The sequence below is a fragment of the Pseudomonas sp. LBUM1659 genome, from assembly GCF_059716045.1.
Genome location: NZ_CP166797.1, coordinates 929,882 through 947,487, shown reverse-complemented (window position 1 = coordinate 947,487; position 17,606 = coordinate 929,882). Strand labels below are relative to the sequence as shown.

General features: G+C 54.2%; 13 protein-coding genes and 1 pseudogene. 12 read left to right on the top strand and 2 right to left on the bottom strand.

The genetic code is table 11. The annotated features are described in order from the left end of the window. Positions 1 to 111 precede the first annotated feature (111 nt). A pseudogene (locus ACA048_RS04140) lies at positions 112 to 479 on the bottom strand (DUF6124 family protein). Between the two features lie 1,250 nt (positions 480 to 1,729). On the opposite strand from ACA048_RS04140, the gene ACA048_RS04135 reads away from it, so the two are divergent. The 8 genes from ACA048_RS04135 to ACA048_RS04100 all read left to right on the top strand — a co-directional run bounded on the left by ACA048_RS04135 (position 1,730) and on the right by ACA048_RS04100 (position 12,488). Next, positions 1,730 to 3,355 carry an ABC transporter substrate-binding protein gene (locus tag ACA048_RS04135; protein WP_497628043.1) on the top strand — a complete coding sequence of 542 codons (1,626 nt, stop codon included), beginning with the start codon at positions 1,730 to 1,732 and terminating at the stop codon, positions 3,353 to 3,355. 306 nt (positions 3,356 to 3,661) lie between these two features. After that, complete coding sequence (locus ACA048_RS04130; protein WP_497628042.1) at positions 3,662 to 5,263, top strand: ABC transporter substrate-binding protein; 1,602 nt, start codon at positions 3,662 to 3,664, stop codon at positions 5,261 to 5,263. A 173-nt stretch (positions 5,264 to 5,436) separates the two neighbouring features. After that, entirely contained in the window at positions 5,437 to 6,849 is a 1,413-nt protein-coding gene (locus ACA048_RS04125; RefSeq protein WP_497628041.1) for an OprD family outer membrane porin, read from the top strand. A 77-nt stretch (positions 6,850 to 6,926) separates the two neighbouring features. Beyond that, positions 6,927 to 8,522: an ABC transporter substrate-binding protein gene (locus tag ACA048_RS04120; RefSeq protein ID WP_497628040.1), complete on the top strand. Its 1,596-nt coding sequence runs from the start codon at positions 6,927 to 6,929 to the stop codon at positions 8,520 to 8,522. 74 nt (positions 8,523 to 8,596) lie between these two features. Continuing rightward, positions 8,597 to 9,607, top strand: a complete 1,011-nt coding sequence (locus tag ACA048_RS04115) for an ABC transporter permease subunit (RefSeq protein ID WP_140664146.1) — start codon at positions 8,597 to 8,599, stop codon at positions 9,605 to 9,607. 10 nt (positions 9,608 to 9,617) lie between these two features. Continuing rightward, a complete protein-coding gene (locus tag ACA048_RS04110) occupies positions 9,618 to 10,529 on the top strand; it encodes an ABC transporter permease subunit (RefSeq protein WP_497628038.1) in 912 nt (303 codons plus the stop codon). Positions 10,530 to 10,539: 10 nt separating this feature from the next. Then, positions 10,540 to 11,508, top strand: a complete 969-nt coding sequence (locus ACA048_RS04105) for an ABC transporter ATP-binding protein (protein WP_497628037.1) — start codon at positions 10,540 to 10,542, stop codon at positions 11,506 to 11,508. Then, positions 11,508 to 12,488, top strand: coding sequence for a peptide ABC transporter ATP-binding protein (locus tag ACA048_RS04100; RefSeq protein WP_046045819.1), 981 nt, complete (start codon positions 11,508 to 11,510; stop codon positions 12,486 to 12,488). Before ACA048_RS04105 ends, ACA048_RS04100 begins: the two co-directional genes overlap by 1 nt. A gap of 164 nt (positions 12,489 to 12,652) precedes the next feature. On the opposite strand, the gene ACA048_RS04095 is transcribed toward ACA048_RS04100, so the two are convergent. Beyond that, positions 12,653 to 12,907, bottom strand: a complete 255-nt coding sequence (locus ACA048_RS04095) for a hypothetical protein (RefSeq protein ID WP_497628036.1) — start codon at positions 12,905 to 12,907, stop codon at positions 12,653 to 12,655. 788 nt (positions 12,908 to 13,695) lie between these two features. On the opposite strand from ACA048_RS04095, the gene ACA048_RS04090 reads away from it, so the two are divergent. The 4 genes from ACA048_RS04090 (at position 13,696) to ACA048_RS04075 (ending at position 17,602) form a co-directional block, all read left to right on the top strand. Further along, positions 13,696 to 14,796, top strand: a complete 1,101-nt coding sequence (locus tag ACA048_RS04090) for an alpha-xenorhabdolysin family binary toxin subunit A (RefSeq protein WP_497628035.1) — start codon at positions 13,696 to 13,698, stop codon at positions 14,794 to 14,796. 19 nt (positions 14,797 to 14,815) lie between these two features. After that, complete coding sequence (locus ACA048_RS04085; protein ID WP_497628034.1) at positions 14,816 to 15,820, top strand: hypothetical protein; 1,005 nt, start codon at positions 14,816 to 14,818, stop codon at positions 15,818 to 15,820. Positions 15,821 to 15,982: 162 nt separating this feature from the next. Next, complete coding sequence (locus tag ACA048_RS04080; protein ID WP_497628033.1) at positions 15,983 to 16,969, top strand: hypothetical protein; 987 nt, start codon at positions 15,983 to 15,985, stop codon at positions 16,967 to 16,969. Positions 16,970 to 17,047: 78 nt separating this feature from the next. Beyond that, positions 17,048 to 17,602, top strand: coding sequence for a protein-tyrosine phosphatase family protein (locus tag ACA048_RS04075; RefSeq protein ID WP_497628032.1), 555 nt, complete (start codon positions 17,048 to 17,050; stop codon positions 17,600 to 17,602). Positions 17,603 to 17,606 lie beyond the last annotated feature (4 nt).

Here is a 17,606-nt window from a genome sequence, read left to right as displayed (position 1 = left end):
ATTACTGGAGTGGTCGCCGTTTTTTATTGCCTGCCAAAAGCCCGGTTGAACCAGCAAATTCTGTTCTGGGTGATCCGGCACCGCTGCGATGAACGATAACGCGGTCTTTGATCAGCCCTGCGGATCCACGTTATCCAGCGCCCGATTCACCGCCAGCTCCGCCAGCATGATGATCTGCTGAATCGCCAACACGGTGTTGCGCTGCGGGCCGATCAGGTGGGTGGCGAAATCACTGATCATGACACTGGCGGATGCCAGTGACTCGCAGGCTTGGGCCAGCAGGCTTTCGGTGTCCATGTTCGGGCGATCATGTACATCGTGCTGGGGCGGCGGGGTTTTTCGGTGTATTGCGAGGGGGGATCGAGGTAGTAATCGAGCGCGCGTTTTATGGCTTCGCGGTCTTTGAGCAACGTCTCGGCGCGTAAGTCTTCGGCTTCGGTTTCGGGCGTGGTGGGCGGATCGGGGATTAACTTATCCATGGAATACTCCTACTTATAAATGGGAGCCATCCAATGTCGTTTCCACACGACAAATAGGTGGCGGCTGCACGCAGGGTGGAAATACCGGTTAGTAGGACCCGGCCAGACCGAAGTCTGCCCACGCACAGCCGCCATGACGCAGTTTGCAGACGAAAGAAGACGTCGGCAACGATTACGATGGTCCAGCTATGCGGCTACTAAGAGTTCCAGGTTTCCACGCCCGATCGCTGAAATCGCAGCGACGGCCAAAGGTTAGAAGGACCGCTTCCTACCCGGCAACCTGAAAAATGCGTGGGAAAGCGCTGCGTTTCTTACACATCGTTCAACACAAAAATGGAACGCTGAGCGTTCCTGGCTGCAATCCCAAGCGGGAGCGTGGGAACGATCAGTCGGAGGGCAGCAGAAAGGGATTGGTCGGCAGTCAGGCCGCCTTCGCTGGCAAGCCAGCTCCTACAATGAATCGGCGTACACCCGCCGCTCTTCACCCCTCATCAGGCCGAGTGTTAGCTCGCCTTCAGCTCTTGATCTTGATCCACCCGCCCCTTCGGGAGGCTGAGTGGAGGTGTTCATCCGGGGAGTGGCGCGCAGCGCCGTTCGACGCAGTCGAACACGCTGCATGTAGGTCGAAGCGAAGCCGACCGGAGGGCAGTGTCCACGGATGGATACCGGAGCGAAGGAACGCCGAGCCCAGGCGAGGGGCCGGACGCTCGGGGCGAGCCTTTTTGGTTCCTTTTGTGGCGTTTGACAAAAGGGACTCGCCGTAAGAGCGAAACCATACGCGGCCGTTACCGCAGGAATGGATATGTACACCTGCAAGAGACTGGTCGGCTGTCAGGCCGCCATCGCAGCGATGCGGCGACCCAACAAGCCAGCTACCACCTTTTGGAAATGTGGACACAAACAAATACGGGGTAGCAGTCATGTTCTATCATCCCTGAGGCGCTACCGAAAGCAGCGGCGGTTGCCCCCAAACTGCGGGTATAAATAAGTAACACCGCGCGCCAACCGAGTGCGCAACACGAAGCAATTGCCCTGCACCGGTGCGCCCGGTTGCACCGAAAAAAACCTGCGCAAACGGTCAAATGCGCGTGGATTTACACATATGCGACATTAAGGTACGTTCGTGCCACCGTTTAAGGCTTGTAGCCACTCGGGATCTTGCATTGGGTATGGCCCCTGCATAAGTATCCGCAGGGTCGGCTCACGAGGTCGTCCTATAATTCCAAAAAAGCCACAATCATGAGGCCACCATGCTTAAAAACGCGGTCATTCCGTTTTTACTCGGCGCCAGCTTGTTAGCTAGCGCACCCTTCGCCCAAGCCGCGACTAACCTGGTGTTCTGCTCCGAAGGGAGCCCGGCCGGTTTCGATCCAGGTCAATACACCACCGGTACCGACTTCGACGCCTCTGCAGAAACCATGTTCAACCGCCTGACCCAGTTCGAACGCGGCGGCACCGCCGTGATTCCTGGTCTGGCGACCAGTTGGGACATCTCCGATGACGGCCTGACGTACACCTTCCACCTGCGCGACGGCGTCAAGTTCCACACCACCCCGTACTTCAAGCCGACTCGCGAGTTCAACGCCGACGACGTGCTGTTCACCTTTAATCGCATGATTAACAAGGATGATCCGTTCCGCAAAGCGTACCCGACCGAATTCCCGTACTTCACCGACATGGGGATGGACACCAACATCACCAAGATCGATAAAGTCGACGACAAAACCGTCAAGTTCACCCTCAAGGAAGTTGATGCCGCGTTCATCCAGAACATGGCCATGAGCTTCGCCTCGCTCCAGTCCGCCGAGTACGCAGCCCAGCTGCTGAAAGAAGGCAAAGCCGCCGACATCAACCAGAAGCCGGTCGGCACTGGTCCGTTCGTGTTCAAGAGCTACCAGAAAGACTCCAACATCCGCTACACCGGGAACAAGGACTACTGGAAGCCGGACGACGTGAAGATCGACAACCTGATCTTCGCCATCACCACCGACCCGTCGGTGCGTATCCAGAAGCTGAAGAAGAACGAGTGCCAAATCACTCTGTTCCCACGTCCAGCCGACCTGAAGGCGCTGCAAGAAGACAAGACCCTGAAAGTGCCTAACCAGGCTGGTTTCAACCTGGGTTACATCGCCTACAACGTGATGGACAAGGTCAAGGGTCAAACCGATGCAAACCCGTTGGCCGACCTGAAGGTTCGCCAGGCACTGGACATGGCCGTCAACAAGCAACAGATCATCGACTCCGTGTACCAGGGCGCCGGCCAACTGGCCGTCAACGCCATGCCTCCGACCCAGTGGTCCTACGACACCACCATCAAGGATGCGCCGTACAACCCTGAGAAAGCCAAAGAGCTGCTCAAGGAAGCCGGCGTGAAAGAAGGCACCGAAATCGTTCTCTGGGCGATGCCGGTACAGCGTCCGTACAACCCGAACGCCAAGCTGATGGCAGAAATGCTCCAGTCCGACTGGGCCAAGATCGGTCTCAAGGTCAAGATTCAGAGCTACGAGTGGGGCGAGTACATCAAGCGCTCCAAAGGTGGCGAAAACCAGGCGATGCTGATTGGCTGGAGCGGCGACAATGGTGATCCGGACAACTGGCTGAACGTGCTGTTCGGCTGCGATTCGCTGGAAGGCAACAACTTCTCCAAGTGGTGCGACAAGAAGTTTGACGGCATCGTCAAGGAAGCCAAGCGCACGACCGATCAGGCCAAGCGCACTGACCTGTACAAACAGGCTCAACACGTGCTCAAAGATGCAGTTCCTATGACACCTATCGCTCACTCGACGGTGTTCCAACCTATGCGCGACAACGTGCAGGACTTCAAGATCAGCCCGTTTGGCTTGAACTCCTTCTACGGCGTCAGCGTCAGCAAGTAAGGTTTTGCAACGGCGACGTTTCTGACGTCGCCGTTGTTTTATCTGCCGACAAAGTAGGAAATCTCTTACACCCAATTCCGTCGCGCACTACTGCTGTCGCATCGGACGCGTTGCCATTTCCTACGAGTCTTTAGGACTCTACGCATTTACTGCCAGACCCACGGCCCCTACCGTCGGGATCTGACCAGCTCATGCGTGGGCTCTCGGTTTTGCTGCAAGCAGGGTTTGAAATCAATGATCCTCCACGTTCCAGGACGGGACGGCGGCTCATTGTCATAACACTCGTGAACGATAAGAGGGAGCATCATGCGCCATACCTTGGTTTTATCCGCATTGCTGGGCACCGGCCTGTTGGCCGCCACTTCCATCACCCAGGCCGCCAGTAACAGTCTGGTGTTCTGCTCCGAAGGCAGCCCCGCCGGTTTCGACACGGCGCAGTACACCACTGCGACCGATAACGACGCCGCCGAGCCGCTGTACAACCGTTTGGCAGAGTTTGAAAAAGGCGCGACCAACGTCGTACCGGGCCTGGCCACGAGCTGGGATATTTCCGGGGACGGCCTTACGTACACCTTCCACCTGCGCGAAGGGGTGAAATTTCATACCACCCCATACTTCACGCCGACCCGCGACCTCAACGCCGATGACGTGCTGTTCACGTTTAATCGCATGCTCGACCCGCAACAACCTTTCCGTAAGGCTTATCCGACCGAGTTCCCGTATTTCAACGGGATGAGCCTGAACAAGAACATCGCCAAGGTCGAAAAGACCGGGCCGCTGACCGTGGTCATGACGCTCAACAGCGTCGACGCCGCGTTCATCCAGAATATCGCCATGAGCTTCGCTGCTATCCTGTCCGCCGAATACGCCGACAAGCTGCTGGCCGAAGGCAAGCCGAGCGACATCAACCAGAAGCCGATCGGCACGGGCCCATTCGTATTCAAGAGTTACCAGAAAGACTCCAACATCCGTTACACCGGCAACAAGCAGTACTGGGACCCGAGCCGGGTCAAGCTCGACAACCTGATTTTCGCCATCAACACCGACGCTTCGGTGCGCGTGCAGAAACTCAAGGCCAACGAGTGCCAGATCACCCTGCATCCGCGCCCTGCCGATGTGACTGCGCTGAAGAACGACAGCAAACTTCAGCTCATCGAGAAGCCTGGCTTCAACCTGGGTTACATCGCCTACAACGTTCGACACAAGCCTTTCGACCAGCTCGAAGTGCGTCAGGCGCTGGACATGGCGGTGAACAAGCAAAGCATTCTCAACGCCGTCTACCAAGGTGCCGGGCAATTGGCCGTCAACGCCATGCCGCCGACCCAATGGTCTTACGACGAAACGATTAAAGACGCCGCCTACAATCCGGAAAAAGCCAAGGAATTGCTCAAGGCTGCCGGCGTGAAAGAAGGCACCGAAATCACCCTGTGGGCGATGCCCGTTCAGCGCCCTTACAACCCGAACGCCAAGTTGATGGCCGAAATGCTCCAGGCTGACTGGGCAAAAATCGGTCTCAAAGTGAAGATCGTCAGCTACGAATGGGGCGAGTACATCAAGCGCACCAAGAATGGCGAACACGACATCAGCCTGATCGGCTGGACCGGTGACAATGGGGACCCGGACAACTGGCTCGGCACGCTTTACAGCTGCGACGCCATTGGTGGCAACAACTACTCCATGTGGTGCGATCCGGCTTACGACAAGCTGATCAAGCAGGCCAAGGTCGTCACCGACCGGGACCAGCGCACCGTGCTCTACAAACAGGCGCAGCAGTACCTCAAACAACAGGTACCCATCACGCCAGTCGCCCACTCGACGGTTAACCAGCCGTTAAGCACCAAAGTCGAAGGGTTCAAAGTCAGCCCCTTCGGCCGCAATGTGTTCTCGGGCGTCAGTATCGACCAATAACCGATTAGCCAGAACGCTGGGGGCGCATTGCGCCCTCACGCAAGCGTATTGCCGAAATTCGCCAGGCAGGCGCACAGCAAACGTTTGCGAAGCCTTGTTTGCGTTCTAAACCAAATAGCCGGATCACCCAATAAGACCGGCATTAATAAAAAAAATACTAAGGAGCTTCACCCATGAACCTGAGCAGCAGCGCGATATTGGCCCTGGCCATCAGCAGCATAACCGCCACGGCTTACGCAGAAACCCAGAGCCAGGAATTCACCCCGGTCACGGTCAACACCAAAAGCGCACAAGCCGACGCAACCGGCTTTGTCGAAGGCCAGTCCATCAGCGGCACCACGCGCAACTGGTACGCCAATGAACAATTGCATCGTGGCAGCAAGTTCACTTACCTCAAAAACGGTGTAGCCACCCCGACGGATCGCCGTATCAACTGGGTTCAAGGCACCATCGTCAGGTACAACTCGGGCTTCACCCAAGGCGCTGTGGGCTTGAGCACTGAAGTGGGCGCCTACAACGAGGTTGCTCTGGAACGTGACCGCAAGAGCCTGGCTTCCAACAACGGTGGCGCACCGGGCACCCGTCCAGGCGCGGGCAACAACCGTACCCTGACCAAAGAGGGCGGCGACGCTCAAGGTCAGTGGAGCAAGCTGGGCCTGGCCAACGTCAAGGCCCGCGTCTCCAACACCACCCTGACCGCCGGCCGCATGAACTTCAGCAGCCCGATGGTCGATGTCATCGGCAACCGTGCGCTGCCTTCGAGCTTCCAGGGTGTGGCGATCCACAGCGAAGAGCTGAACAACCTGGCATTCGACCTGGGCACGTTCGATCGCAACTCACCGCGAACCGAAGAAAGCCTGAGTAAATTCCGTACCGAATACGCCAACGGCTTCGTTGAAACCGATCATGTTTACACCGGCGGTATCACCTTCACACCATTCGCCAGCCTGACCACCAGCCTGTGGGCGACCCAGGCCGAAGATATCTGGAACCAATACTATTTCGGCGCCACTCACATCCTGGGTGACAGCCAGGTGCTTAGCCTGACCTCCGGCCTGAACTACTACAAAACCCAGGAAGAAGGTAAGGCCCTGCTCGGCAACATCGACAACGACACTTACTCCCTGTCGTTCGGCCTGACTCACCAGGCTCATACCCTGACCTTCTCGTACCAGCAAGTGGAAGGTAACGAGTACTTCGACTACCTGCACGAAACCAACGGCATCTACCTGGCCAACTCCCTGCTGTCGGACTTCAACGGCCCGAACGAGAAATCCTTCCAGGTGGCCTATGGCCTGAACATGGCCGAATACGGCGTGCCTGGCCTGAAGTTCAACATCTACCAGGCGCGTGGCTGGGACATCAACGGTACTCACTACACCGGCACGGCCTACGACGTTAAGAACATGGACAACGAACATCATTACGAATACGGCATCGGTTCTACGTACGCCATTCAGAGCGGCCCGTTCCAGGCCACCACTGTTCGCGTGACCTACACCGCTCACCGTGCCAGCGAAAACCAGGGTGATGGCAACATCAACGAGTTCCGCCTCGTGACTACCATTCCGTTCAATATTTTGTGATGCACCTGCCCAACGGCTGGTTCAGTGACGAATCAGCCTTTGGGTTTTGTCCTTTAACCGATTGCAGAGGGTTCTTGATGAAAATGCTTCCCCTACGTGCGGCCATCACGGCCGCGTTGCTGAGTGTCGCCGTTGGCGTCGCGGCCAAACCCCTGGTGGTCTGCACCGAAGCCAGCCCGGAAGGCTTCGATATGGTCCAGTACACAACTGCAGTCACTGCCGATGCCGTGGCCGAAACCATCTTCAATCGCCTGGCGGACTTCAAGCCCGGCAGCACCGAGGTGATTCCGGCGCTGGCCGACTCCTGGGACATCAGTGAAGACGGTCTGACTTACACGTTCCACCTGCGCAAAGGCGTCAAGTTTCACACCACCGATTACTTCAAGCCGACCCGCGACATGAACGCCGACGACGTTGTCTGGAGCTTCCAGCGTCAGCTGGACCCGAATCACCCATGGCACAAACTGTCGAGCGTGGGCTTCCCGTACTTTGAAAGCATGGGTTTCAAAGAACTGCTCAAAAACGTCGAGAAAGTCGACGATAACACCGTCAAATTCACCCTGACCCGTCGCGAAGCGCCGTTCCTGGCGGACATCGCCATGGCGTTCTCCTCGATCTATTCCGCCGAATACGCCGACCAGTTGCTCAAGACGAACAAGGCCGGCGACCTGAATAACAAACCAATAGGCACCGGCCCGTTCGTGTTCCAGCGTTACAACAAGGACGCTCAGGTTCGTTTCAAGGCCAACCCGGAGTATTTCCGTGGCAAGCCACCCGCTGAAGCCTTGATTCTGGCGATTGCTACCGACAACAATGTGCGCCTGCAAAAACTCAAGGCCAACGAATGCCAGATCGCGCTGTATCCCAAGCCCGATGACATCCCGAGCATCAAGAAAGACACCAACCTGAAGGTTGATGAGCTGAACGCGATGACCGTTTCGTACATCGCGATGAACACCTCGCACAAATACATGAGCGATGTGCGCGTGCGTAAAGCCATCGACATCGCGTTCGACAAGGCCGCCTATGTCAACGCGCTGTTCGGCAAAGGCAATGCGACCGTGGCAGTCAATCCGTACCCGGACACCCTGCTGGGTTACAACCACGCCCTGAAAAATCCACCGCGTGACCTGGACAAGGCCCGCGCCTTGCTCAAGGAAGCGGGCGTACCAGAAGGCACTACGTTTACACTGTTTACCCGCAACGGCGGCGGGACGACCAACCCGAACCCGATGCTCGGTGCGCAGATGATGCAGGCTGACCTGGCTCAGGTCGGGATCAACCTCGATATTCGCGTCATGGAATGGGGCGAAATGCTCAAACGTGCGAAAAACGGCGAGCACGACATGGTTTCCGCCGGATGGGCGGGTGATAACGGCGACCCGGATAACTTCCTGACGCCTATGCTGAGTTGCGAAGCAGCCAAGAACGGCGAAAACTACGCGCGCTGGTGCAACGAGAAATTCCAGACGCTGATCGACGAAGCCCGAGCTAAAGTGAACCCGACGGAACGTGCAGCGCTCTACGAGCAAGCCCAGGAGGTTTTCAATCAGGACCAGCCATGGATCAGCATGGCGCACACCCGTATGTTTACTGCAATGCGCAACAACGTAGAGGGCTATCACATTAGCCCGCTTACCACGAATAACTTCGCCACCACCCAGGTGAAGTAAATAAGAAAACTCCCGGTGTCCCTGACTCCAGGGACACCGGGCACGCCTAACCGGCTGATGAGGTACACCACAAGATGTTTAGTTTTATTGCCCGCCGATTGGGGTTATTGATCCCCACGTTCTTCGGCATCACCTTGCTGACTTTCGCGTTGATTCGCATGATTCCTGGCGACCCCGTGGAAGTAATGATGGGCGAACGTCGAGTCGACCCCGAAATGCATGCTCAGGCAATGGAACGCCTTGGTCTGAACAAACCGCTGTATGCCCAATACATGGACTACATCGGCAAGCTGGCTCACGGCGACCTCGGCGAATCGCTGCGTACCCGTGAAAGCGTGTGGAGCGAATTCACTTCTCTATTCCCCGCGACCCTGGAACTGTCCATGGCCGCCCTGTTGTTCGCCGGCATCCTGGGCCTCCTGGCCGGGGTGATTGCGGCACTCAAGCGAGGATCCCTGTTCGACCATGGGGTGATGGGCATCTCCCTGGCGGGATACTCGATGCCGATCTTCTGGTGGGGCCTGATCCTGATCATGTTCTTCTCGGTGAGCCTGGGCTGGACCCCGGTGTCCGGGCGGATCGACCTGCTCTATGACATCGAGCCGCGCACCGGCTTCATGCTCATCGACACGCTGCTGGCCGATGACGTCGGTGCGTTCTTCGATGCCCTGCATCACCTGATCCTGCCGGCCATCGTGCTCGGTACCATCCCGCTGGCGGTTATTGCGCGGATGACCCGTTCGTCGATGCTCGAAGTGCTGCGTGAAGACTACATCCGTACCGCCCGCGCCAAAGGCCTGTCGCCGTCGCGCGTGGTGTTCGTGCACGGCCTGCGCAACGCGCTGATTCCGGTATTGACGGTGGTCGGCCTGCAAGTCGGCACGCTGCTGGCCGGTGCGGTTCTGACCGAAACGATCTTTTCGTGGCCCGGCATCGGCAAATGGCTGATCGAAGCCATTGGCGCCCGAGACTATCCAGTCGTGCAAAACGGCATCCTGCTAATCGCCTGCCTGGTGATTGTGGTCAATTTCGTAGTGGACATCCTCTACGGCTTTGCCAACCCACGCATCCGTCACCAGCGCTGAGATCATGACCATGACCACTCCAACTCCAGCGGTAGCAGTCGATCAAAGCCTGCTGTATCCGTCCCCGTACAAAGAATTCTGGCACGCGTTTTCGCGCAACAAAGGCGCCGTCGCCGGCCTGATGTTCATGTTGCTGGTAATTTTCTGCGCGATCTTCGCGCCGTGGGTTGCCCCGCATAACCCGAGCGAGCAATACCGTGACTTCCTGTTGACCCCGCCAGCCTGGCTGGAAGGTGGGCAGTTGCAGTTTCTGCTCGGCACCGATGAACTGGGTCGCGACCTGCTGTCGCGCCTGATCACGGGCTCGCGCCTGTCGCTGTTGATCGGTTTGTCGTCGGTGGTGATGTCGCTGATTCCGGGGATCCTGCTGGGCCTGTTCGCCGGTTTCTTCCCGCGCCTGCTCGGCCCGACCATCATGCGTCTGATGGACATCATGCTGGCCCTGCCGTCCCTGCTGCTGGCTGTGGCGATTGTCGCCATCCTCGGCCCTGGCCTGATCAACACCGTTATCGCCATCGCCGTGGTGTCCCTGCCGTCCTATGTTCGTCTGACCCGCGCCGCGGTGATGGGCGAACTGAACCGCGACTACGTGACCGCCGCGCGCCTGGCCGGTGCCACGCTGCCACGCCTGATGTTCATCACCGTGCTGCCTAACTGCATGGCACCGCTGATCGTTCAGGCCACCTTGAGCTTCTCCTCGGCGATTCTCGATGCCGCCGCACTGGGCTTCCTCGGCCTTGGCGTACAACCGCCAACCCCTGAGTGGGGCACCATGCTGGCTTCGGCTCGCGACTACATCGAACGCGCCTGGTGGGTGGTAAGCCTGCCTGGTTTGACCATTTTGCTCAGCGTGCTGGCAATCAACTTGATGGGCGACGGCCTGCGCGATGCGCTGGACCCGAAACTCAAGAACGCCGCCTGAGGAGATTCAAATGTCACTGTTAGAAATCAAGAATCTCAACGTTCGCTTCGGCGACAAGAACGCCGTTCCGGTGGTCGACGGGCTCGACATCACCGTGGAAAAAGGCGAAGTCCTGGCCATCGTTGGCGAGTCGGGTTCGGGTAAATCCGTGACCATGATGGCGCTGATGGGCCTGATCGAGCATCCGGGCATCGTCACCGCCGACGCCCTGAATTTCGACGGCAAGAACATGCTCAAGCTCAGCAACCGTCAGCGTCGACAAATCGTCGGCAAAGACCTGGCCATGGTCTTCCAGGACCCGATGACCGCGCTGAACCCGAGCTACACCGTCGGCTTCCAGATCGAAGAAGTGCTGCGCCTGCACCTGAAAATGTCCGGCAAGCAAGCGCGCAAGCGTGCCATCGAGCTGCTGGAAAAAGTCGAAATCCCGGGCGCTGCAAGCCGTATGGACGCCTACCCGCACCAACTGTCCGGCGGTATGAGCCAGCGTGTTGCAATCGCCATGGCGATTGCCGGCGAGCCGAAACTGCTGATCGCCGACGAACCGACCACGGCACTGGACGTCACGATTCAGGCACAGATCATGGACCTGCTGCTGGCGTTGCAGAAAGAGCAGAACATGGGCCTGGTGCTGATCACCCACGACCTCGCGGTCGTGGCCGAAACCGCCCAGCGCGTGTGCGTGATGTACGCCGGCCAAGCGGTTGAAGTCGGTCAAGTACCCCAGTTGTTCGACATTCCGGCGCATCCGTACAGCGAAGCATTGCTCAAGGCGATTCCGGAACACAGCCTGGGCGCCACGCGCCTGGCCACGCTGCCGGGCATTGTTCCCGGTCGTTATGACCGTCCGCAGGGTTGCCTGCTGTCGCCGCGTTGCCCGTACGTGCAAGAGAGCTGCCGCGCACAGCGTCCAACCCTGGACCCGAAAAGCCACAGCCTCGCCCGCTGCTTCTACCCGCTTAATCAGGAGGTGGCGTAATGGCCGTCGTACTTACCGCCCGCGACCTGACCCGTCACTACGAAGTGTCCCGTGGCCTGTTCAAGGGACATGCGACCGTACGCGCCCTGAACGGTGTGTCTTTCGAACTGGAAGCCGGCAAGACCCTCGCAGTTGTAGGCGAGTCGGGCTGCGGCAAATCCACCCTGGCCCGTGCGTTGACGCTGATCGAAGAGCCGTCCTCCGGCTCCTTGAAAATCGCCGGCCAGGAAGTCACCGGTGCCGACAAGGCCCAGCGCAAGCAGCTGCGCAAAGACGTGCAGATGGTGTTCCAGAGCCCGTACGCCTCGCTCAACCCACGGCAGAAAGTCGGTGACCAGCTCGGCGAACCCTTGCTGATCAACACCAACCTGTCGGCGGCCGAACGTCGCGAAAAAGTCCAGGCGATGATGAAACAGGTGGGCTTGCGTCCTGAGCACTACCAGCGTTATCCGCACATGTTCTCCGGCGGTCAGCGCCAGCGGATCGCCCTCGCCCGCGCGATGATGCTCCAGCCTAAAGTGCTGGTAGCGGACGAACCGACCTCGGCGCTGGACGTGTCGATTCAGGCGCAGGTACTCAACCTGTTCATGGATTTGCAGCAGGAGTTCAACACCGCCTACGTGTTCATCTCCCACAACCTGGCAGTGGTGCAACACGTTGCTGATGACGTGATGGTGATGTACCTCGGTCGCCCGGTAGAAATGGGTCCGAAGAATGACATCTACGAGCGCCCTCTGCACCCGTACACCCAGGCGCTGTTGTCGGCCACGCCGACCATTCACCCGGACCCGAACAAGCCGAAAATCAAAATCGTCGGCGAGTTGCCTAACCCGTTGAACCCGCCGTCGGGTTGCGCTTTCCACAAGCGCTGCCCGTACGCAACCGAGCGCTGCAGCACCGAAGAGCCAGCCTTGCGCCTGCTCGACAGCCGCCAGGTGGCTTGCCACTACGCCGAGCAGTTCCTCGACGGCGCAGCCTGAAAAAATGTGGGAGCGAGCCTGCTCACGAAAAGGGTGTGTCAGTCACCATCACGGTGCCTGACAGTCCGCTATCGCGAGCAGGCTCGCTCCCATAGGGATATCTGACCTCTTCTACTCCAACGGCGCATCAGTTGGAGTAGAAGAGGTTTTCTTTTGCCTGTCGATCAAGACTGGCTGTCGCCTTCATCATCGTCGGTGTCAGGCTCTTCAGTGGTCGAATCGTCATCGTCCTTGCTGCCGCCCTGATCTTCATTCCCGGGCTCTGAGTCAGATTTAGCGATCATCATCCCGGCATGTATCACCTGCCCGCTCGACACCTGCTCACCATGCTCAGGGCACTCCGCCCATGCCGCCGACATGCCCACGGACAACATCACTAACACCTTAAGCAACAGCACAATGCGTTGAAAAATGCTCATAGCCGAATCCATCCTTTTTGGGGTAACGCGTGGGTGCCTGACTGGCGCTGAATGAAATCTAGTTCCGATCAGCGTGGTTCACCAGATAGGACGCTAACGACGGGCTGGAAATGCCCGTGATCGGCAGAATGGTTTTGAATAACCGTTATCTCGAATCGCTATTGCCCCTGGAGTGAGCATGCTCGCGATTACGGTCATCCATTCAACACTGCAAGTGATTGACCGGACGCCATCGCGAGCAGGCTCGCCTGCGGATTTGCTTCAGGCAATAAACATGCCCCCGGGTCTTGAGCCTAGGGCAGTACATGAGTTCTACCGCCCCCGTCGAATTGCTCATCAGTCCGGCAGGCGGGGCTTTTTTTCAACTCGACTTACGAGTCCATTGCTGACCAGCGTTGGATCAAGCCGAGTAGACAACGTTGAGAGTGTCGCAACCTTTGATGCTGAGTCCGTGATAATCGTCGTAAAGCAGCACTTTAATGCAGTAGTCAAACATTAAGTCTGCCTCTGCGACATTAAGTTATTCCAACGGATTATTGCGCCAGCATCTACTACTTCTAATTTATTTACCCTTCCGCTGGGCTAATGTCCCGAACCTATGAAACTCGAGTAAAAAGCAACAACAATCACCGCACCCAAGCTATTGTTTTTTAAAGCATTCATATTTCACACCTAACAACAAGACTATGAACGCCAACTGTCAACTGTCATAACTGACAGTATACCGTTTTAAAAGCTATTGCTAGATTCAGCAATGCAACGAGTCCATTTAATAAAAGGAGCACCCCATGAGTACCGATATTGAGTACACCCCACCGAACGCAAAGGTGACCAGCAACGATGTTGATAAAGTAAGAAAGTATGTAAATACTGGATTATCACTTCCCATGACACTAGACAGTATCAACATTGTGTATCGGGGTGCCGTTAACGAGGATGGTATTAGCGCTACAGATCTTTTGACTACGTTTGTCAATATCAATAGACATGCCAGTCAGTGGTCACCTCTAGAAACTGAAATCATAAAGGTTGCTACTTCTCTTAAAAGATTTGCAGGCGACCTTAAGGACTATACAGAACCTGCCATTGACGAAATCAAAGAAATGAAGGGTTACAATGATTATGCACTTAAAACCAGTAGCCTGACCGAAGATCAGATCAGTATGTTTCGATCCCCTCTAGACGAGGGAGATGCCAATACAAAAAACACTTACGACACTATCGACGAGTACGTAATTTCAATCATCAAATCGATTCAGAGCAAACAAACTGAAGCAACCAAAATAAAAGACCGACTAGTGGATTTTGACAAAAACCTGAACTCGATTGAAGTAGATGTGGGTCAGAAAGCTGCGAAAGCACTGGCATCAAAGACATTGCAGGAACTAAGAGACATAACAGCAAAACTTGTCGCTATTAACAATTCCATCAGTGATTTAAGAAAAGAATCAAAATACAGTGTTGGCGAGTGGTTTATGTTTGCCACTCTTGTATTCCCAGTGATAGGTGCGCCGCTGTGCGGCGCATATTTTGGCACTCGAGACAGTGGATATAACTCTGAAATCAACGACCTGCACAACGAAGAAAATACGTTACTATCCAGGCAAGCCGAACTACAAAAAGTAGCTGCAGTACTTAATAACATTCAATCCGCGATGCGTAGCCTTGGCATTTTTACACGCGGCGCCATCGAAGGTTTGATGCAAATTGAGACGCTTTGGGCTACAACGCTTAAGGAAGTGGTCGCGTCGAAAAACATACTGAGCAAAACTAAAGATTTCAGTGAACTCACCATCTTCATTATAAAAATGACCGCCGTGCTGAATCGATGGAAAAAGATCAATGATTATATGACAGACATGACAAACGCCTTTAGCCAAAGAAACTAACTTTGGAGGACGAAAAAAAATGACCATCGAATTGATCACCCCCTACAATCCTAACATTATTAAAGCGCGCATCCTGATACGGGAGTACGCGAATATCAAACTGAGCAACGCCTATATCCCAGCGCTAAGTCAAGAGTTCCAAAGTATTAAAATCGCGCTCGACGATGTCGATCGAGTTTTTAATGAGTCCCTAAGCGAGGTATCGAGCATTTTGGATGACAGCGAAATCAGAGACTACTTAAAAGTCATCAAGAGCACCGCTCAAGAGTCTACTATCACCCCTTCTAAAAAGGAGCTAAAAAAGGCTCTTGAAACACTCAAATCAGAACTTGAAGCGCTTACACGTCGTATGAAGGCTTCTTTGGGTGGTTTTGAAACAGCTACAATCTCCGACTATTCTGGGGAGCTTTCCACTCTGGAATCTGAACGTATCAAATTAGTAAGTAACCTTCCCAGCGACCAAAAGAAACTAAGCATCCTTCGGGAGCAATATGACGTGCTTGAAAAGGCAATCATCGAATTCCAGTCAAAAACGTTCATCGATAGAGGTCAACCAATTGTTGACGAGCTAAAAAAAGCAGTCACAGAAGTTGTTGACCAACCCTCTGAAAAGGCGAAAACGGCGGTCAAGGCAGGTATGAATATTGCGCAAAGCCTGCTTGCCATTACGAATGAGAACCTTAAGTACAACAACTTAATTGAGGCGCGCGATAAGCTGTCCGGTGAAATTCACATCTGGCAATCACAAATGAACTATGAGCAAAAACAGGTCAATATTATAGATGACAAGAAATCACAAATACTGGCGCTTTTTGACATTATCGAACCCCGCAAGCTTTATATAGTAGAAGGGCGGAAAATCATTGGAATGTTTGTAAAACTTATAAACTACGTTTTTTTCATCAATTACGATTTAACCACTTCAGAAGGACTAGTTGTCGTAGCGGATAAGCTTCTGGAAAATTACTCAGCGGTCCCGATCCATATTGACTCACTCGCGTATTATTGGTTACGCAACGCGTAATCATATAAGCAGCCAGTACTTTTAACTCTTTTAACCGCGACAAAAAAAACAACGCATTTCCTGGTGCTGCCGTAGACTGTGACGTGACAGGAAATCCAGATGCAAACATGAATCATCTCAACTCACCTATTTAACAAGTCGAATCTTTAACGAGGCACACACATGGATAGTTCAACAATCAGTCTTTTCTTAGAAGAAGAGATGTCTAACTGTTTTAATACGAATTTGAGCTATTGGCGGGTAATTGAACGTTCCCGAGGATGGCAAGACACACTTCTAGGCTCTGTCAGATGGTTTGAGGAGTGCTGGCCTCACCTGCCGCACTATTGGTCAGGCGACAGCAAGAAGCTTGAACAATTCGCTATAGACACCGCTACCTATTCAGACGCACGCAAACATCTTGGCACAGAAACTTTAGCTGTCCGAAGTAAACTTTTAAATATAGAGGAAAACATTCAGCTTTTTGGGGACTCAGTGATTAAAGTAATCGATGGCACCTCAGCAAGCACCAACACTCAGAACCTCAGCCAAGCACAGATAGATGACTTTAACTCAACGTTATTGAGTATTGAAGATGCTGGTTGCGTCCAGAACTTTTCAAGTCATATGGACGCACTTCGAGAGTCCATTTCCAGCGCTCTGGATGACGTCTCTAAATTTCAAAGCAAGATTTCGGATCTAAAGTTTCTTTTAGCTAACAGCGTGCGCCCCGCTATCGATGGTGCGTTAGCTTTTAGTTACCCACTCCATACATCCTTCATCAATTCCACCCGCATAATTATAGAAGAAGGAAAAAAAAACGGAACATCTATAGAAGAAGCACTCTCTCGAGAAAAAATGTTTTTAAGCATACGAAATGATCTAGCTAAACGGAATTCTACAGAGGTTAAGTCACCATTGGAATTTGGTGGCTTACTAAGAGTTTTCTTAGAAATTTCTGAGTCCATATCTCGCGTGCAGCCAGCCTTGTCCAAATTCGAAATCCTCTGGATAGAAACGCGCAGCTTTATTCTGAATTCGAAAGACAATGTCGACACTATCAAAGACATAAAAATGCTTAAAGTCTTTAGGGTGAGAATGAAAAAAATCATGAAAGACTGGAGTGATGTAAAAAAAACCCTAGGGGATCAACCCATGATTATGCAGTAGATAAATAATATATCTACATTCGCTCGAGCACCTCCCCGCACTCTATGGGCACTGAATAATTAAATAGCGAGAATTAAAATGAAAATAAAAGTCAGCACGCTCCCAGGCTACGTAACAAAACTATCGCATGGCAAATTGGTTGTGTACCAAAATTGGATTACTTTTGACAAAGGCAAGACAACAGTATTCCGAAGTTCACAACCCTACTACAACGACAAGGAGGACACGCTTCAAAAATTTGATGCCCCGGCTATTACACTTCTAAAAAACTACGGAATAAAAGGCATTATCAGCCTGAATCAAAAGCTATTAGAGGGTACTAGTGCATCTGAATTGAGCAAGGAAAGTATTACCTATCACCATCTTGAAGTTAAAGACTTTAACACCCCTACAGCCCAAGAGCTCTTGCAGGGGTGCAAGGCAATCGATAGTGCCGTGAGCAAAGGAAACGTTTTGGTATATTGTGGCTTTGGTCAGGGAAGAACAGGGACGATGATGACGGCTTATGAAATATACAAACTTCCCAAAGGAAGTGCGGTCTCCAAACTAGAAGCCGTTATCGCCGCGTCTACTGCAGAAACCGATGACCAGGAAAAAAGCCTGCGCGCACTCTACAAGCTACAAAATCCGTAGAAAG